A 16,578-nucleotide genomic window follows, 5' to 3' on the forward strand; every position below is an offset into this window, starting at 1 on the left:
GCGCGGCGAACCGCGCTGCCCAATCGCTGAAGCACCTTTAATCTTTCATCCTTCATCTGCGGTAGCCGAAGCGTATGCACCGGCTACCGCGTCATGCGTTCAGAACACCTGGCGGAACAACCAGTAGAGCATCGCCGACAACGCAATCGACGCCGGCAACGTGAGCACCCACGCGAGCACGAGGCTACGCACGGTGTTCCATTGAAGCCCCGAGCCGTTCGCCGCCATCGCGCCCGCTACCCCGGACGACAGCACGTGTGTCGTCGATACCGGCAGGCCGTACATGTCCGCGGCACCGATGGTCACCATCGCGACGAGTTCGGCCGATGCACCCTGGCCGTAGGTCAGATGCTGCTTGCCGATCTTCTCGCCGACCGTCACGACGATGCGCTTCCAGCCGACCATCGTGCCCAGACCCAGCGCGATCGCAACCGCCACCTTGACCCATGTCGGAATGAACTTCGTCGCGTGATCGGTTTGCTTCTTGAAGTTGTCGATGGCTTTCGCGTCGTTGGGCGCGAACACCGGCTGTTTCGCCTTGTCGATGAGGCGGATCGCTTCGGACGCGACGTACATGTTGTTGCGCACGTTATCGACGATATCCTGCGGAACGTTCGCCATCGAACCCGACTCTCCGACCTGCTTACCGATCTGTGCGGTCAACTGCTGCAGCGCGGGCACCGTGGCCGGCGTCAGTTGACGTGTGCGCACGTAGTCTTCGACATCGCGTCGCGGGTTGGTCGAAGGCGGCGCGCCATTCGTATATCGGCTAAACGATGTCGAAGCCTGTTCAGCGACGGCGACGAACGTCTGCGATTCGGCGGGGGTGACGGCCTTGTTCAGTGCATACGCGGTCGGCACGGTGCCGATCAGGATCAGCATGATGAGGCCCATACCCTTCTGGCCGTCGTTCGAACCATGCGCGAACGACACGCCCGTGCAGGTGAGGATCAGCAGCGCGCGAATCCAGAACGGCGGCGGCTCGTTGCCGGTCGGCTCGGCGTAGAGCGCCGGCACGCGCACGAGCGCCTTGAGAATGAGCAACAGCAGTGCGGCGAGCAGGAAGCCGACGATCGGCGAGAACACCAGCGACTTGCCGACGCCAAGCGCCTGGTTCCAGTCGACGCCGCTCGTGCCCGATGCGCCGTGCAGCATCGAGTTCATCAGCCCGACGCCGATGATCGAGCCGATTAACGTGTGCGAGCTCGACGACGGCAAACCGAAGTACCAGGTGCCGAGATTCCAGATGATCGCAGCGATCAGCAGCGCGAACACCATCGAGAAGCCGGCGCCGTTGCCGACCTGCAGGATCAGTTCGACGGGCAGCAACTGCAGGATGCCGAACGCGACCGCACCGGTCGAGGTCAGCACGCCGAGAAAATTCCACGCACCGGACCAGACGACTGCGAGGTTCGGCGTCAATGAATGCGTATAGATGACCGTGGCGACAGCGTTCGCGGTGTCATGAAAGCCGTTGACGAACTCGAAACCGAGCGCGATCACGAGTGCGAAGCCGAGCAGCAGGTACGGCAGCAGCGACGACTGGCGCACCGGCGCGAGGTCGTCGAGCAGATGCGTCGCGCAGTAAGCGGCGCCGGCGGCGATGGCGAGCAGAAAGATAAAAAGGCCGATGTTGCGACGGCCGGCAGGGGCGTTCGACTGCGGATACGAAAGTTCCGGCATGGCCTGTGTCTCGTGAGGGGTGAATGGGGGCGTGGAGACCTACGATCCTGGTGGGGGCGTGTGTCGTGAAGATGACAAATCGGTGTCGGGTATGCCCCTTATATGGGCGTAAGGTTGCTGACGCTTGGCGGGCGCGGTTGCCCGCACACCTCCGGATTTGCCCCAGGGCGAGCCGCGCAAGCCGAAGTCCGGCGCGCGTAAAATGGGGCCGGCCGACGCTCCCGGGAACCCGCAACCCCGCAATCCCCCTTGCTGCCTGCTTGCAGAGACGCCCTTGAAACGAAAGATGCCCGCGCTGAACGCGCTCAAAGCCTTCGAGGTGGCCGGACACACCGGCAGCTTCACGCGTGCCGCCGAACAGCTCAACGTCACGCAGAGCGCAGTCAGCCGGCAGGTGCGGCAACTGGAGGATCAGCTCGGCGAAGCGCTGCTGCAGCGGCATCATCACCGGCTCGAACTGACGGCAGCGGGCCGGGTGCTGTTGCAGGCGTTGCAGCAATCGTTCGACAAGATCGAGCTGACGGTGCGCAGCATTCAGGAGAAGACGCACCTCAATCGCCTGCGTATCAATGCGCCGCCCACTTTCGCGAGCCGCTGGCTGATGCCGCGGCTCGGCCGTCTGCGCGACGAGCATCCCGAGCTGGAACTGAGCCTGTCGACGCGCGTCGAGGACAACCTCGCGGAATCGGCCGTGCTCGATTGCGCGATCCGCTTCGGCAACGGCGAATGGGAAGGGCTGGACCAGCAGTTGCTGATGAACGAGCGGCACGTGGCAGTGTGTGCGCCCGCGCTGCTGGCACGGCAGCCCGCGCAACAGCCGATCGATCTGAACCAGTTCACGCTGCTGCACGTTCTTGCCAGCGACGACCAGCGTTACCAGACCTGGCAGCACTGGCTGAACGCCGCGGGAATCGCGGGCGTCGATACGACGGGCGGCTACGAATTCGATCTGCTCGATCTGGCGATTCGCGCGGCCATCGACGGCTTGGGCATCACGATCGCGGACCGCCACATGATCGCGCGCGAACTGGCGAGCGGCCAGCTCGTGCCCGTGCTGAACGTGCACGTGGACGGCCATCAGTCGTACTGGTTCGTCACGCGCCCAGAGCAGGGCGATTTACCGCAACTCACGCTGTTTCGCGACTGGTTGCGACAGGAAGTCTGGCTGGCGGCACGGATGCTGGATAGTTCGTCGGTGGCGCCGCTTGTGCCGTGAGAGCGCGCCGTGACCTCGACACCTCTAATCGGGGCGTGCGCGAAGCGATAGCGGCGATTGACGGTGTCGAGTAGTGCTCCAGCTGGATGGCAAGAAAGCTGATGAAAGCGTTGATATTGTTGCACCTCGATGTTAGCTAAGCTAGACTAAGCCGTTCAATGTGGAGAACGCCATGCAGACTGTAAATATTCACGAAGCCAAGTCGCAACTATCGCGTCTCATCGAGGCGGTTGTCAGCGGCGAAGAAGTTGTTATTGCGAAGGCTGGAACTCCGTTGGTGCGCCTTGTTTCTGTGGATCAGAAACCCAAGCTCCGCTTGGGTCTGATGAAGGGAAAGATCAAGATCGCCGACGACTTCAATGCACCGTTGGCTGAAGATGTGCTGGCAACGTTCGAGGGTCGGTAATGCGTCTGCTGATCGATACGCACATTTTTCTGTGGGCAATGGGCGGCGACAAAAAGCTTCCGAAACGGGCCGAGGCCACTATGTTGAGTGCTGACGTCGTATTTGTCAGCGCCGCAAGTATTTGGGAAATTTCCATCAAGTCAGGACTCGGGAAGCTCAATGTCGACGTGAACGAACTCGTCGCCCGAATGGAAGACGCGGGTTTTCGCGAACTGCCGGTAACCGCGGTGCATGCGGCGGCAGTTCGCGACCTGCCAGATATCCACCGTGATCCGTTCGATCGGCTGCTCGTTGCGCAGGCCATTACTGAGCCGCTTCGGCTGCTAACCGACGACGACATCCTTGCCAGGTACACGGACATCGTCATCGAGGCCTGACGCGCTACGACTTGACGATACGGCGCAGCAAGTCAAGCAGCGTCGCAGCGGGAAAGGGTTTGCGCAGAAACCCGCTGATCGGAATCGCCGGCGGCGGTCCTACCGCCGACGTCAGCACGACGGGTACATCGGCAAGTTGCGGCACGGATTTGAGTGCGTCGATGAGCGCAATGCCGTCCATGCCCGGCATCATCCAGTCCGAAACAACGATATCGGGACGCTCGGCTCGCGCCGAGCGGATGGCGAGTAGGCCGTCCGCCGCGGTCCGAACACGGTATCCGTGCCCTTTCAACAGTGTTTCCAGTGCGCGCAGCAGATTGAGATCGTCTTCGACCAGCAGTATCGTTGTCATGATTGTCCTAAGGCTGGCTATTCCGTAGCAATGCGCGTTCCAAGTGCGGAGTGCAGGTTAAATCCGTGTGGCAGCTTTCCTCCGTTTTCTAATAGCGAGGTCTTATGCGTTCATTTCGTCGATACCGTCGTGCCGTCTATATCGCGTGTTTCGCCTGTTTCGCGGCGTCAGCCGGCATCGCGCAGGCCGCAAGCTTCGATTGCACGAAGGCACAGCAGCCCGATGAGCGCGCGATATGCGCATCCCGTCAGTTGAGCGAAATGGATGTAGAAATGGCGGTTCGCTACGAGATGCTTACCGGGCTCGTCGCGATGGGGACCCGCGGCGACATGCAGGAAGCGCAGCATGACTGGTTGCAAAACCGGTCCCGCTGCGGGGCGTCGCGGTCGTGCCTGACGACGATGTACCGCTCGCGTATCAATGTGCTGAAGGCGCAGTACGCACAGCTGAAAAGCCGTGGGCCGTTCTGACAAGGCACGTAATATGCCTTCGAAAAACAGATAAAGCAGCCATCAAGCCGCGTTTCAGGACGACGCCCCGTGCGTCGTTTCGTTTTCCGGACGAATGAACGACATCACCTGGTTGCGTCCCGCGGCCTTCGCTGCATAGAGCTGTTCGTCGGCAGCGGCGAGCAATTCGAGTGCCGTGCCGCCGTTCGACGGCACGCAGCTCGCGCTGCCGATGCTGACTGTCACCGCTTCCTGTGTTTCGGCTGCATACGTGAAACGCAACGACTCCACTTTCCGGCGGATTTTCTCGGCCAGTTTGGTCGCGCCCGCGGCCGGCGTGCCGGGCAGTATCACGGCGAATTCCTCGCCGCCATAGCGTGCCACTACATCGATCGAACGGCGTACGGTGGACGCGACGCAATCCGCAACGGCCGCGATGACCTCGTCGCCGGCCGCGTGGCCGTGTGCATCGTTGAACCGCTTGAAGTAATCGATATCGATGAAGAGCGCCGACAGCGGCTCGCCGTTGCGGCGCGAATGCAGCCACGCGTCGTCGAGCCGCTGGTCGAGCGTGCGACGGTTCGCGAGACCCGTGAGTGGATCGGTGGCGGCGAGCCGTAGCAATTCGGTTTCGGCAAGTATCTTGTCGCGCACCGCGAACGCGAGCAACCACGACACGGCGATGACGACCACGCCCAGCGCGAACGTCAGTACTGCGGCGATCACGCTGCGCTTGCGCCAGCTCGCGAGTACGTCGTCGACGGCCGGCGCAACGACAGCGAGCAGCGGGGTGCCGGGTACGCGTGCATAGGTGTACATACGCGTCACACCGTCGAGCGCGGAGACCGTCACAAACGTCCCCGACGAGTGCCCCGCGATGTACGCGAACACCGGCGAGCGCACCACACTGGTCCCGATTTCGCTGGTCGTGAGCGGCTTGCGGGCGAGCAGCGTGCCGTCGTCGAGCGAAATGAACACCGAACCCGACGGGCCTGTATTGATCTTGTCGAGCAGATGCTGGAAGTACTCGATGCGGATAGCGAGCAGCGCGACGCCGGCGAACTGGCCGTCGGGCGTGTCGATGCGTCGCGTCAGGCCGATCGACAGCTTGTGATCGCGCAGCCGCGAACGAAACGGATGCGAAATGAATAAGCCAACCGATGGATTGCGCTGATGGGCCAGGAAGTAATCGCGATCGCCGAGTCCGATCAAAGGGTTGATCTCACCGCTTTGCTCGGCCCTGACCTTGCCGTCGGTGCCGAGAATGTAGGCACCGCCGAGGTACTCGGCATCCGTTGCGCGATCGAACAGAACCGATTGCCGCAGGCCCGGCGAGAGCTGCCAGGTCAACGGGCGCTGCGCACCGTCGACCATCGCGCGCAGCGAGAGATTGTAGATTTCGATGTTTCTTTCGAGGTCGCTGCCGATAATCGAAACGAGACTTTGCGACGTTTCATGCGCATGCGTCAACGCATCGGCACGTCCCGCGTACAGTGACACAAAGGTCAGACCGGCCATCGCCGCGGCGACGGCCGTACCGGTGATGCCCGCGACAAACGGATGATTGCCGACCGCCCGCGCAAGCGCGGCCTCCCACGCGAGCGTTCTCTTGCGCAGGCGCTGGTTCAATGGGAAAACCGGTTTGAGTACGGACATGTCCCCTCGATCGTCTCGCCTGGACCGTTGTCATCCATGCGGTGCTGCCCCCTGCTACCCCGATTGTGATCCTAGCCGAAGCGTGCGGGTGGGTGCAATTCGTGAGCGTGCCGATGGGCGGGCGGCGTGGTCGGGGCTAACCCGCGGGCGTTGCCGCGAAGAAACCGAGGTATCCGTAGGCATGCGTGGCGGCCGGCGCTGCCGCCAGCGCACCGATCGATGTCAGCGTTTCGACAGTTTCGTGGCGGTTCGATACGAAATTCCACGGTGTGGCGCGTGCATCGCGACTGCCGGGCGTTGCGTCGGAGAGGGCATCGAGTGCGGCAAGCAGCACGTGAGATTCGGGTGCGTACGTGACGAAGCCTTCGTTCGCAAGCGCTGCATGCGCGAGGCCGAGCGTCGCGCACAGTTGCGCCTTGGCGGGCACATCGCGGGCGCTGGCGGCGCGAGCCTGATCGATCGATGCCTGGACCTCGCTGTCGATAAGCTGTCCATGCCGGATCATCGGCGTACCTTGCCATGCGTCGGGAGGACACCCTTTGCTGGCGGGCGCGAGTACGACGAACGGATTGATTTCAGCGGGATAGATGCGGCACACGAGCGGTCGCTCGTGATAGATGCTGCAGCGCATGTCGGCGCCGAGGTTCGGGCAGGCCCCTTCGAACGTAGCGACCAGCAACACCGCGATCCGCACCGGCAGTGTGCCGCTCGCGGCGGCAAACGAGCGGGCGTGGCGGTACTGCGCCTCGCGATTTTCCGCCGCGGGTTCGACGGGCCACGGTATCGCTTCGCACATCAGTTCGACGCGGCCGCCGCGTCGCAGCCAGGCGCGGGCTTCGTCGACGGTCAGCGCGAGCCGCAGCCCGTGACAGCATTTGCCGCACATCGTGCAGTCGAAATCTAAGTCGTTCATGCGGGGTGGTTTCTGTTCGGGGGAGCCAATTTGATCTGATGCGAGGTGGCAATCCAGGACCGCTCGTATCACGGAGAGGAGGCGGACGCCGCGGTACGGCTCAACGGCACGACCGTCGCGATGAACTGCTCGAAATGCGGCCACCAGATCGGTAACGCGCGATCGACTGCGAACATACCGTGGCCGTCGCGACCGAACGGCGCTTCGAACACGAGTTCGCCTTTGCCGCCGGCCGCCTGGAACGCGCTGAACCAGGTCTTCACAACGTCGGGCGCGAAGTACTGATCGTTTTTGACGTAGTGCCACAGCACCGGTACCTGAATGGTGGAGCCGAAGTGTCCCATCGTCTCGGCCATCCGCTCCGGCGCACACGGAGCGCCTGGATGCGTGGATGGCCGGCCGCCGCGTCCACCCGAAAAATTGACCACGGCCACGAGTCCTTTCGGGGCTTCGCTTGCGGCGGCAAGCGAAGCGAATCCGCCCGCCGACTGTCCCACCAGCACGATGTGATTGCGATCGACCTGCGGCAGCGTGTCGGCGTAAGCGATGGTCGCCAGCAGGTCTTGCGCCGCTTCCTTAGCTGCAGTGTCGAAATCAGCGTTGTCGCACGAGAGCCCCGTGTCTTCGGCAAACGATCCGCCCGTCGCGCCGTAGCCGCGCCGGATCGGCACGATGACGGCGAAACTGAGCCCGACGAAAGCGCGAATCTGCGCGAGTTTGCGATAGCGACCGACCTTCACGCGATCGAGCGCGTTGGGCGGATTGCCGTGGCTCAGCACGATCAGCGGAAACGGGCCGGGGCCGTCGGGCATGTAGGTCGTGGCGACCAGTTCGCGCTGCGTGTCGCCGAAGAGGCCGTGCTCTGTCATCGGCACCTGGACGATGGCTTCGTGCAGATCGGTGGCGGGCGGATCGAGCTCGGCCGGGCCCGCGAAGCATGCTGGTGCGACGATCAGCAGAGCGGCCAGCAGCAGCGCATGCGCGCGATGGCGCATGGGAATGGTTGGGGTTGTGGGCATTTTGTTAGCGTCGTTGTGTTGTCCAGGCCGACGGTGACGCTCGGCGCTTGCCATCAGACCACTGGGGCGAAAAATGGTCAACTGCGAGTTGCGCCGCTCACGTTGCTCATGTTGCTCACGTTGCTTACGCTGCGCAGCGGGGAGCAGGAACTTCACGCAGAAGGTTTATTGGCGCCGCGCGCGCATCGCCGATAATGCGTCGGCATCGTCGCACACGGTGTTTCAATAGTCTGTCACTGAACATTTGCGAGCATTAGATGAAAAGAATAGGGATGGTATTGCTGGGTGTGCTGCTGGTCGTTTCGAGCGGCGCGTATGCGAAAGACTGGTCGACGATACGTTTCGGCGTCGATGCCAGTTACCCGCCGTTCGAATCGAAGGCCGCCGACGGCAAGCTGGTCGGTTTCGACATCGATGTCGGCAACGAACTGTGCCGGCGTCTGAACGCGAAATGCGTGTGGGTCGAGAATGCCTTCGACGGCATGATTCCGGGCCTGAAGGCACGCAAGTTCGACGGCGTGCTGTCTACCCTCTCGATGACGCCCGCACGCGTCAAGCAGATCGCGTTCTCATCGAAGATCTTCCATGTGCCCACGCGTCTCGTCGCGAAGAAAGGTTCGAACATCGAACCGAGTGCCGCGTCGCTCGCGGGTAAATCGGTCGGTGTCGAGCAGGGCTCGATGCAGGAGACTTACGCGAAGACACACTGGGGCGCGCATGGCGTCAACGTCGTGTCGTATGCGGACCAGGACCAGGTGTATGTGGACTTGCTGGCGGGGCGGCTCGATGCGTCGTTGCAGAACGCGGTACAGGCCGAGCGCGGTTTTCTCAATACGTCGCGTGGTGCGCCTTATGCGTTTGCCGGACCGGTGCTCGATGACAGCGCGATTTTCGGTCCGGGCACCGGTATCGGCCTGCGCAAGGAAGATACCGACCTGAAGGAGAAACTCGATGCAGCGATTGCCGCGATGATCAAGGACGGAACGTACAAGCGCATCGCGGACAGGTATTTCGACTTCGACGTGTACGGCGGCTGATCAGTAGGTCTTGTACGGCAGGAATTTGCCGGACAGCACCACCTTGACGCGATCGCCTTTGGGATCGGCTTCGCGTTGAATGCCCATCGAGAAATCGATCGCGCTCATGATGCCGTCGCCGAATTCCTCGTGAATCAGTTCCTTGATGGTCGTGCCGTAGACGTTGACGATCTCGTACCAGCGATAGATCAGCGGATCGGTTGGCACGGCCTCCCGCAACGAACCCTTGTACGGCACGATCTGCAACCACGCGATGGCTTCGTCCGACAGGCCGAAGATGTCGCCGGCGGTTTCGGCCTGGCTGCGGGTAAAGGTCATCTGGCCGAGACACGCGGCCGTCGTCCACTCCTTGCTCTGGCCGATCCGCTCGGCGACGTCGCTCCATTTCAGCCCCCTGGCTACTTTCGCGGAAACGATCATCCGGGTGACTTCGTCGCGGCTCGATATCATGTTGTGCTCCATAGAAAGAAGTGAAAAAGCGGAGATGTGGACCGTTCAAAGCTTCGCATTGGCGCGTTTTCGAGGCAAGACCGGAAAAAATTCAGGATTTCTGCTGAATGTGTCGCTGAGAGTGCGAGGTGTCCCCCGACCTCGCGACGTTCGCGTCGAAGGCCGCCGTATAACGGTTTGCGCCCAGTGTGCAGGGAAATGCGGCGCGCCGAAAGCATCCCCCCGATGCCCGTCCGGGTATCCCCCGGCCCGACCTTTCTGGTTTTGCCCGGTCCATCAGGAGTATCCTTCGCGGACATCGTAAGGATGTGTTGCACAGATAGACTGCAGATCGCGCGCGCGACGCCGTATTACGTAGATTCTTACCGCGCGTTACGCCAGGTAGGATTCCGTAACGTCAACAAGACACCCGTAACCCGACGCGTACCTCGATGCGATAGTCTTCACACCTGATTTTTCGAGCGGCAATGTTCCTGCGGGAGTATCGGCCGATCGGGCATCGCGTAGCCTGCTTCGCCCTGATGTTGTTCGGCCCTTTACAAGCAGGATGCCCTTTGGACAAATTCGGTCTGTTTCTCATCGTCGCGCTGTTGCGCGTGCTCTCCGTATTGCCTTATTCGTTTGTCGCACGCTTTGGAAGCGCACTGGGTACGACGTTGTACAGGCTTCCCAGTCGCCGCAAACACATCGTGCTGGTAAATCTGCGCCTGTGTTTTCCGGCGAAGAGCGCGCTTGAGCACGAACAACTGGGCCGGGCGCATTTCCAGCATGTGGTGCGCAGCTATCTCGAACGCGGCATACAGTGGTTCGGTAGTGCGAAGTCGATCGACAAGATCGTGCAGATCGAAAGCGAAATCGACCTCGACGACAAGAACGCACCGCCAACCATCTTCATGGGTTTTCACTTCGTCGGTATTGAAGTGGGGTGCATGCGCTATTCGACACACCTGCCGGTCGCATCGCTCTATACGCGTATGTCGAATGCGCCGATGTGCGATCTGGCGCGGCGCCAACGCGGCAGGTTTGGCGCGGAGATGATCGAGCGCGCGACGAGTGCGCGGAAGGTTGTTGGTTTGCTACGTTCGGGCAAGCCCGTCATGCTCGCCGCGGACATGGACCAGGGTATCGACAATTCGGTCTTCGTGCCGTTCTTCGGTGTAGAGGCGTGCACGCTGACATCGATTTCGCGTCTCGCGAAACTCGGCCGTGCGCGGGTCGTGCCGTTCGTGACCGAAGTGCTGCCGGATTTTCGCGGCTACAAGCTAACTATTTTCAAACCGCTCAGCGATTACCCCTCCAGCAGCGAGACCGTCGACGCACGTCGGATGAACGAGTTTCTGGAAACGCAGATCCTCAGGTTTCCAGAGCAGTATTACTGGGTGCACCGGCGGTTCAAGCATCGTCCGGTGGGAGTGGCTGGGGTGTATTGAGTGGGGGTCACCCGGTCCGAATGGCACGCGCAAGTAGAAACAACCCGGCTCCAATGACAACGACTCCGATAGCACGCGCGACGCGTTCGCCATCGGGTGCCAGACGTTCGGCGGTGATGGCCGTTGTTACTGCAACCATCGCGCGCAGGTCCATGGTGCCTGAGACCAGAAGGATCGCGGTCAGACCGGCGCAGCTATAGCTGCAGTGAACGCCTAGGCGCACGCCCTGTCGCCAGGCCGTGGTGGCATTGACGAGTGACAATGCGCGCTCACCCGCCGGCGCTCGTCGGCAGCAGGCAAGGTGCCGGGCTTTCCATGCGGTGAACTGGAGCACACCGGCGCTCAGCACAACTACAGTGGAAACGAACGGAACGGCGCGCGCCAGCAACGGCACGCGCATCTCGAGTGCCGCCAGCGCGATGCCTGGCGGTAAGACGACCATGCCGTATAGCGTCCATACCAGGAAGTACCCCACGCCCATCAGCATGGTCAGCGTGCCGGGGCGCGTGACGCAGGTCCTGGAGGCAAGCTCGCGGTGGTAGCGCCACAACGTCGGCGTGACGGACGGCAGCATCATCGCGACGCTCATCGCGATCCACATGCCGAGGGCCGTCGTTGCGACTTCTCGCCATGTCTGACCGCACATCCGTATCCACATCATCGACAGCATCCAGCCGCCTGGCATCGGCACATCGCTCAGTGCCGACATCGACGCACAACGGGTGATCGTCAGCGCCGCGCTGAACGTGAAGACGAGCGCCGCGACGCTAAAGAAAGTGGCATCGGGAACACCGCATCGGCAGGTTTTCCGTGTCCCGATTGCATCGACTCGACTCACGCGTTGCCTCAGCGTCGGTCGTATTCGTCGTGTCGATGCCACCAGACACCGGTCTCGTTGCGCCCTCGCGGAGCGCGGTCGAGCCATTGGAACATGCCCCAGAGGCCGTCCAGTCCGCGCGAGTAGGTGGAGTAGGTGTGGTAGACGATGCCATCCTCGAGTACGAACGCACTTAAACCGGGGCGGTCGCGGATGTAGGTGGGCACATCGGTGCCGCACATGGCAGCGAACGTGGCCACTGCGCCTGCGCTCTCATCGTCCTGACTCGCGCTCGACTTTAGGGGCGGCTCGCGCCGGTAGTTGTAGTCGACGGTGCCGCTGCGTTGCTGTTCGTCGGTGAACCATACGCTGAAGTCGGCGTTGAAGTCGGCCGCAACGCTCGAAGTGATATCCGGACTCGCCGCGTTTCCCGGTGCGGATGCCCAGGGAAATGTCCACCCCATCCGCTGTTTGTATGTCTGCAGTTTTGCGAGCGGCGCACGCGATACGGCCGCAAGCGTGACATCGTGATGCGCCAGATGGAGCGCGAAGCCGTTAAACCCGTCCGCGATTGCCGAGCACGACGGACATCCGGCCTTGTAGTCGGGGCCAAACATGAAGTGGTAGACGAGCAGTTGCGAACGCCCTTTGAAGAGATCCGCCAGCGAGGCACTTCCTTCGTTGGTGTCGAATCGGTACGCCTTGTCGACGCGAACCCACGGCAGCGCCTGGCGTTGCTGCGCCAGCTCGTCGCTGTGCCGGGTCAGCGCCTTCTCCGCTGCGAGCAGGTCGAGCCGCGCGGCCAGCCACGCTTCGCGCGTTCCGGTGTGGTGTGTCGTCATCGTTATCTCCTTCGATGTTCTGCGTCGTTCGTCTCGTGACCGATACGACTGACGGGTTGGGGGTCGTGATAGATTAAGACCCGCTATCGAACGGTGGGAGTGACAAGTGTGGCGGGATTGGCATGAACACTGATGCGCTCGTTACGGCGGCTGCGCGTGCACTCGCGGCGGGTGATCCGCTCGGCGCCCTGAACTGGGTTGCTTTGCGCGACGATGCGCCGGCGCTCGCGCTTCGAGGCATCGCGATGGCGCAGCTCGGCGATCTGGTTCGAGCGAAAGCGTTGATGCGCCGTGCCGCGCGCGCCTTCGGTCCTGAAGAGGCCGTGGCCCGCGCGCGATGTGTGGTCGCCGAGGTTGAAATCGCGCTTGCCTCACGCGATCTGGGTTGGTCTGCGAAGACGCTCGATGCCGCGCGAGCGACGCTCGAAGCGCACGGCGACCGGGTAAACGCAGCGCATGCGCAGTATCTCGACGTGCGGCGACTGCTTCTGGTGGGGCGCCTCGACGCCGCCGAGCATGCGCTTGGCGCGCTCGATCCGGGGTTGTTTCCGCCTGCGCTGCGGGTGGCGCATGAGCTGGTTGTCGCGGGCATCGCGTTGCGCCGTCTGCAACCGAAGATAGCGCGAGCTGCACTAGTGCGTGCTGCTCGCGCCGCGTCTCGCGCAGGTATTCCCGCACTAGCCGCTGAAGTCGAAAGCGCGTCCCGGGTTCTGGGCACACCGGCTGCTCGCCTGATTGCCCATGGTGACGAGCGGCTCCTGTCGCTCGACGAGGTCGAAGTGCTGCTGTCGTCGCAGACCTTTGTCGTGGACGCGTGCCGTCACGTCGTGCGCGACGCGCATACGGTCATTTCGCTAGCAAGGCGGCCCGTATTGTTTGAGCTCGTACGTGCGCTCGGTGAGGCGTGGCCGTCGGATGTATCGAGAGATGCGCTGGTGGCGCGGGTATTTCGGGCAACGCGCGCCGACGAATCGTATCGGGCGCGTCTGCGCGTTGAAATCGGCCGGCTGCGTACCCTGCTGCAAACGCTGGCTGATGTGACTGCAACCAGGCATGGATTTGTGCTGACACCGTATCGCGCGCGCGAGGTTGCCGTTCTGGCACGACACGACGACGAACGACACGCGGCGGTGCTCGCCTTGCTTGCTGACGGCGAATCATGGTCGAGCTCGGCGCTCGCGCTTGCGCTGGGAGTCAGTCAGCGGACCTTGCAGCGTGCACTCGATTCGCTTGCGGAAGACGGTAAGGTAGAGCCGGTGGGGCGCGGGCGATCGCGTCGCTGGCTGATGCCGCCAATGCCCGGATTCGCGACGCCCTTGTTACTCCCCGCGTCACTATCGAACGATTAGGATGGCAGCATGAACCGATCAACCGCCGAAGTCCTTCGCGAATATGGCCCCTTCGAGGGTGTCGACAGCGTGCATGGCGTCACGTATGACGGCCGGCATGTCTGGTTCGCATCCGGAGACAAACTGAACGCGCTCGACCCAGCGAGCGGAAAAATGCTGCGTTCGATCGACGTCGCCGCGCATGCGGGGTCCGCGTTCGATGGCCAGCACCTCTTCCAGATTGCCGGCGACACCATCCAGAAGCTCGATGCGCAGACCGGCGACGTACTCGCTACGATTCCCGCACCGGCCGGTGGCAACCATTCAGGGCTCGCGTGGGCCGAGGGAACGCTGTGGGTCGGACAGTATCGCGACCGGAAGATCCATCAAATCGATCCGCAAACGGGCGCGATTCTTCGCACTATCGAGTCGAATCGTTTCGTCACCGGTGTGACCTGGGTTGATGGGCAGTTGTGGCATGCCACCTGGGAGGACGACGCGAGCGAGCTAAGGCAAATCGATCCTCACACAGGAGAGATTATCGAAAGTCTCGAGATGCCGTCTGGGGTCCATGTGTCGGGACTTGAATCGGACGGTGGTGACCAGTTCTTCTGCGGTGGCGGAAAGAGCGGGAAGTTGCGCGCGATTCGTCGACCGAGGCGAACCCCGGTCGACGCTACTAGCGAATAAGCGAAGGGGTTGGCGCGTGAGCTGCGATCAGGCGCTCCGATTTCAACGCGTCCCACAGCGCATCCGGAATCGGCATCGCCATCAGTGCACGATTCTCTTCGATCCGCGACGGCTGGCTTGCACCGGGGATGACACCTGCAACAGCCGGATGCGCGAGAGAAAATTGCAGAGCCACCGCGCGGATATCGACGCCAAACTTAGCGCAAACCTGCTTGATCCGCGCAACACGATCGATCATCGTTTGCGACGCCAGCTGATATTCGAAGTGCGTGCCTCCCGCGAGCAACCCGGAGTTGTACGGGCCGCCCACGACGATGCCAAGCCCTCTTGCTTCGCACGCCGGCATCAGCTTGTTCAGCGCGGCTTCGTGATCGAGCAACGTATAGCGACCGGCGATCAGAAAGCCATCCGGATCGGCCTGCTCGAGCGCGAGCTCGCACGGCTCGACACGATTCACACCAAGCCCCCAACCTTTGATAACGCCTTCGTCACGCAGACGGGATAGCGCTTTCGCCGCACCCGACATCGCCACGTCGAATACGGCGCGCCAGTTTTCGCCGTGAAAATCGACGGCTGGGTCGTGGATCCACACATAGTCCAGTCGATCGGTTTGCAGCCGCTTCAGGCTGTCTTCGATAGAGCGCAACGTGCCGTCCGCCGTGTAGTCGTAGACGATCTTGTTCGGCAGTCCGTGTTCGAACAAGCCGCCTTTCTCGCCGAGATCGCGGCTCGTAGTCGATTCGTGTTCATCGAGGATCAGTCGACCGACTTTGGTGCCCAGCACGTATTCGTCTCTTGGGCGACCGGCCAGTGCTTTTCCGAGCCGCAGTTCGGCAAGCCCGGCGCCATACAGCGGCGCACCGTCGAAATAGCGGATGCCGCTGTTCCAGGCTGCATCGACTGTTGCCAGTGCCTCGGCTTCAGGGATGTCGCGATACATGTTGCCGAGCGGCGCAGTGCCGAAACCGAGGCGCGATGGAATAGTGATTCGCATGATTGTTTCTCCCGTACTCAATCCCAGACCGGCGCGAGGCCCGCAGGGCTGACTTCGCGGCCATTACGTTCCAGGGCAGCGATCTGCGCCATGTCTTCGTCCGTCAGTTGCAACGACTGCGCGAGCAGGTTGCTGCAAAGGTTTTCACGCTTCGTCGACGACGGAATCACCGAATAGCCCAGTTTCAGTGCCCGGGCGAGTGCCACCTGAGCAGGCGTCGCGTGATGACGGTTCGCGATCGCGCCGATCACCGGGTCCTTGAGCACCTTGCCGTACGCGAGTGTCATGTACGACGTGACGTGAATGTCCTGGCCTTGCAGGAACTCGACCAGCTTGCGGTTTTGCAGGTACGGACTCAACTCGATCTGGTTCGTAGCGATCTCGCTCTTGCCGACAGCCGAGATAGCCCGCTGCGTCAGTTCGATATTGAAGTTGGAGATGCCGATCTGGCGCGTCAGGCCCGCTGCTTTGGCTTCGGCCAGTGCGGTCATGAAGTCGTCGAGCGCGACGCCGTTGTCCGGCGCCGGCCAATGAATCAAGGTCAGGTCGACATGGTCGGTGCGCAACTTCGCGAGACTGTCCTTGAGACTCGGAATCAACTTGGCTCGCGCGTAGTTGTCGACCCAGATCTTGGTGGTGAGAAACAGTTCGTCGCGCGCTACGCCGGATTCGGCGATGCCCTGGCCGACTTCAGCTTCGTTGCCGTAGATCTGCGCTGTGTCGACGCACCGGTAGCCCAGTTCCAGGCCGTTGCGCACCGAATCGACGACGACCTGACCTTGAAGACGGAACGTACCGAGACCGAAGGAAGGGATGTTGCTCATGATGTTTTGAACCTCGAAGGGAGTGAAGCGGACGAAACCGGCAATCAGTGAACTGAATTCCGCCAGTTTCGACACCTGCTAAAAACCGCTTGAAA

Annotated in this window: 18 protein-coding genes; 8 read left to right on the top strand and 10 right to left on the bottom strand. The window is 62.1% G+C overall.

Features of this window, described 5'->3' with window-relative positions:
* Nucleotides 1–99 precede the first annotated feature (99 nt).
* Nucleotides 100–1,683: an inorganic phosphate transporter gene (locus tag M0D65_RS15435; protein ID WP_266253473.1), complete on the bottom strand. Its 1,584-nt coding sequence runs from the start codon at nt 1,681–1,683 to the stop codon at nt 100–102.
* A gap of 286 nt (nt 1,684–1,969) precedes the next feature.
* Between M0D65_RS15435 and M0D65_RS15440 the strand changes: the two genes are divergently transcribed.
* The 3 genes from M0D65_RS15440 (at nt 1,970) to M0D65_RS15450 (ending at nt 3,682) form a co-directional block, all read left to right on the top strand.
* A complete protein-coding gene (locus tag M0D65_RS15440) occupies nt 1,970–2,899 on the top strand; it encodes a LysR substrate-binding domain-containing protein (RefSeq protein WP_091014904.1) in 930 nt (309 codons plus the stop codon).
* Nucleotides 2,900–3,071: 172 nt separating this feature from the next.
* On the top strand, nt 3,072–3,305 hold the full coding sequence (locus tag M0D65_RS15445) for a type II toxin-antitoxin system Phd/YefM family antitoxin (protein WP_266253474.1): 234 nt from the start codon (nt 3,072–3,074) through the stop codon (nt 3,303–3,305).
* The gene (locus tag M0D65_RS15450) at nt 3,305–3,682 is read left to right on the top strand and encodes a type II toxin-antitoxin system VapC family toxin (RefSeq protein ID WP_266253475.1); all 378 of its coding nucleotides are present in this window, start codon (nt 3,305–3,307) and stop codon (nt 3,680–3,682) included. The genes M0D65_RS15445 and M0D65_RS15450 overlap by 1 nt, the downstream gene beginning before the upstream one ends.
* Nucleotides 3,683–3,686: 4 nt before the next feature.
* Here M0D65_RS15450 and M0D65_RS15455 read toward each other — a convergent pair whose 3' ends face one another.
* On the bottom strand, nt 3,687–4,034 hold the full coding sequence (locus M0D65_RS15455) for a response regulator (RefSeq protein WP_266253476.1): 348 nt from the start codon (nt 4,032–4,034) through the stop codon (nt 3,687–3,689).
* Nucleotides 4,035–4,138: 104 nt separating this feature from the next.
* Between M0D65_RS15455 and M0D65_RS15460 the strand changes: the two genes are divergently transcribed.
* Nucleotides 4,139–4,504 (top strand): lysozyme inhibitor LprI family protein, encoded by a 366-nt coding sequence (locus M0D65_RS15460; RefSeq protein WP_266253477.1) that lies wholly within the window; start codon nt 4,139–4,141, stop codon nt 4,502–4,504.
* Nucleotides 4,505–4,558: 54 nt separating this feature from the next.
* On the opposite strand, the gene M0D65_RS15465 is transcribed toward M0D65_RS15460, so the two are convergent.
* The 3 genes from M0D65_RS15465 to M0D65_RS15475 all read right to left on the bottom strand — a co-directional run bounded on the left by M0D65_RS15465 (nt 4,559) and on the right by M0D65_RS15475 (nt 8,071).
* Nucleotides 4,559–6,139 carry a sensor domain-containing diguanylate cyclase gene (locus M0D65_RS15465; RefSeq protein WP_266253478.1) on the bottom strand — a complete coding sequence of 527 codons (1,581 nt, stop codon included), beginning with the start codon at nt 6,137–6,139 and terminating at the stop codon, nt 4,559–4,561.
* Nucleotides 6,140–6,275: 136 nt separating this feature from the next.
* The gene (locus M0D65_RS15470; protein WP_266253479.1) at nt 6,276–7,052 is read right to left on the bottom strand and encodes a YkgJ family cysteine cluster protein; all 777 of its coding nucleotides are present in this window, start codon (nt 7,050–7,052) and stop codon (nt 6,276–6,278) included.
* 68 nt (nt 7,053–7,120) lie between these two features.
* Complete coding sequence (locus M0D65_RS15475) at nt 7,121–8,071, bottom strand: S9 family peptidase (protein WP_266253480.1); 951 nt, start codon at nt 8,069–8,071, stop codon at nt 7,121–7,123.
* Nucleotides 8,072–8,328: 257 nt separating this feature from the next.
* Here M0D65_RS15475 and M0D65_RS15480 point away from each other — a divergent pair, with 257 nt between their 5' ends.
* Nucleotides 8,329–9,108: an ABC transporter substrate-binding protein gene (locus tag M0D65_RS15480; protein ID WP_266253481.1), complete on the top strand. Its 780-nt coding sequence runs from the start codon at nt 8,329–8,331 to the stop codon at nt 9,106–9,108.
* Here the strand turns inward: M0D65_RS15480 and cynS are convergent, their stop codons facing one another.
* Nucleotides 9,109–9,558: a cyanase gene (cynS, locus tag M0D65_RS15485; RefSeq protein ID WP_266253482.1), complete on the bottom strand. Its 450-nt coding sequence runs from the start codon at nt 9,556–9,558 to the stop codon at nt 9,109–9,111.
* Between the two features lie 521 nt (nt 9,559–10,079).
* Here cynS and M0D65_RS15490 point away from each other — a divergent pair.
* Complete coding sequence (locus tag M0D65_RS15490; RefSeq protein WP_266253778.1) at nt 10,080–10,988, top strand: lipid A biosynthesis lauroyl acyltransferase; 909 nt, start codon at nt 10,080–10,082, stop codon at nt 10,986–10,988.
* Between the two features lie 7 nt (nt 10,989–10,995).
* Here the strand turns inward: M0D65_RS15490 and M0D65_RS15495 are convergent, their stop codons facing one another.
* Together M0D65_RS15495 and M0D65_RS15500 are read right to left on the bottom strand one after the other, a co-directional pair.
* Entirely contained in the window at nt 10,996–11,826 is an 831-nt protein-coding gene (locus M0D65_RS15495; protein WP_266253483.1) for a DUF2182 domain-containing protein, read from the bottom strand.
* Nucleotides 11,827–11,834: 8 nt separating this feature from the next.
* Nucleotides 11,835–12,647 (bottom strand): thioredoxin family protein, encoded by an 813-nt coding sequence (locus tag M0D65_RS15500; RefSeq protein WP_266253484.1) that lies wholly within the window; start codon nt 12,645–12,647, stop codon nt 11,835–11,837.
* Between the two features lie 122 nt (nt 12,648–12,769).
* Between M0D65_RS15500 and M0D65_RS15505 the strand changes: the two genes are divergently transcribed.
* A complete protein-coding gene (locus tag M0D65_RS15505; protein WP_266253485.1) occupies nt 12,770–13,996 on the top strand; it encodes an HTH domain-containing protein in 1,227 nt (408 codons plus the stop codon).
* A 9-nt stretch (nt 13,997–14,005) separates the two neighbouring features.
* Nucleotides 14,006–14,665, top strand: coding sequence for a DUF5074 domain-containing protein (locus M0D65_RS15510; protein WP_266253486.1), 660 nt, complete (start codon nt 14,006–14,008; stop codon nt 14,663–14,665).
* Here the strand turns inward: M0D65_RS15510 and M0D65_RS15515 are convergent.
* Entirely contained in the window at nt 14,655–15,659 is a 1,005-nt protein-coding gene (locus tag M0D65_RS15515; RefSeq protein ID WP_266253487.1) for an aldo/keto reductase, read from the bottom strand. The genes M0D65_RS15510 and M0D65_RS15515 overlap by 11 nt on opposite strands.
* 17 nt (nt 15,660–15,676) lie before the next feature.
* The gene (dkgB, locus tag M0D65_RS15520) at nt 15,677–16,483 is read right to left on the bottom strand and encodes a 2,5-didehydrogluconate reductase DkgB (RefSeq protein ID WP_266253488.1); all 807 of its coding nucleotides are present in this window, start codon (nt 16,481–16,483) and stop codon (nt 15,677–15,679) included.
* Nucleotides 16,484–16,578 lie beyond the last annotated feature (95 nt).

The sequence above is a fragment of the Paraburkholderia sp. CHISQ3 genome, assembly GCF_030464945.1.
GTDB lineage: Bacteria > Pseudomonadota > Gammaproteobacteria > Burkholderiales > Burkholderiaceae > Paraburkholderia > Paraburkholderia megapolitana.

Bases quoted from the DNA above. Each gene is read 5' to 3' on its own strand.
- M0D65_RS15435 (WP_266253473.1), bottom strand. From the start codon at position 1,683: ATGCCGGAACTTTCGTATCCGCAGTCGAACGCCCCTGCCGGCCGTCGC.
- M0D65_RS15440 (WP_091014904.1), top strand. From the start codon at position 1,970: ATGCCCGCGCTGAACGCGCTCAAAGCCTTCGAGGTGGCCGGACACACC.
- M0D65_RS15445 (WP_266253474.1), top strand. From the start codon at position 3,072: ATGCAGACTGTAAATATTCACGAAGCCAAGTCGCAACTATCGCGTCTC.
- M0D65_RS15450 (WP_266253475.1), top strand. From the start codon at position 3,305: ATGCGTCTGCTGATCGATACGCACATTTTTCTGTGGGCAATGGGCGGC.
- M0D65_RS15455 (WP_266253476.1), bottom strand. From the start codon at position 4,034: ATGACAACGATACTGCTGGTCGAAGACGATCTCAATCTGCTGCGCGCA.
- M0D65_RS15460 (WP_266253477.1), top strand. From the start codon at position 4,139: ATGCGTTCATTTCGTCGATACCGTCGTGCCGTCTATATCGCGTGTTTC.
- M0D65_RS15465 (WP_266253478.1), bottom strand. From the start codon at position 6,139: ATGTCCGTACTCAAACCGGTTTTCCCATTGAACCAGCGCCTGCGCAAG.
- M0D65_RS15470 (WP_266253479.1), bottom strand. From the start codon at position 7,052: ATGAACGACTTAGATTTCGACTGCACGATGTGCGGCAAATGCTGTCAC.
- M0D65_RS15475 (WP_266253480.1), bottom strand. From the start codon at position 8,071: ATGCCCACAACCCCAACCATTCCCATGCGCCATCGCGCGCATGCGCTG.
- M0D65_RS15480 (WP_266253481.1), top strand. From the start codon at position 8,329: ATGAAAAGAATAGGGATGGTATTGCTGGGTGTGCTGCTGGTCGTTTCG.
- cynS (WP_266253482.1), bottom strand. From the start codon at position 9,558: ATGATATCGAGCCGCGACGAAGTCACCCGGATGATCGTTTCCGCGAAA.
- M0D65_RS15490 (WP_266253778.1), top strand. From the start codon at position 10,080: ATGTTGTTCGGCCCTTTACAAGCAGGATGCCCTTTGGACAAATTCGGT.
- M0D65_RS15500 (WP_266253484.1), bottom strand. From the start codon at position 12,647: ATGACGACACACCACACCGGAACGCGCGAAGCGTGGCTGGCCGCGCGG.
- M0D65_RS15505 (WP_266253485.1), top strand. From the start codon at position 12,770: ATGAACACTGATGCGCTCGTTACGGCGGCTGCGCGTGCACTCGCGGCG.
- M0D65_RS15510 (WP_266253486.1), top strand. From the start codon at position 14,006: ATGAACCGATCAACCGCCGAAGTCCTTCGCGAATATGGCCCCTTCGAG.
- M0D65_RS15515 (WP_266253487.1), bottom strand. From the start codon at position 15,659: ATGCGAATCACTATTCCATCGCGCCTCGGTTTCGGCACTGCGCCGCTC.
- dkgB (WP_266253488.1), bottom strand. From the start codon at position 16,483: ATGAGCAACATCCCTTCCTTCGGTCTCGGTACGTTCCGTCTTCAAGGT.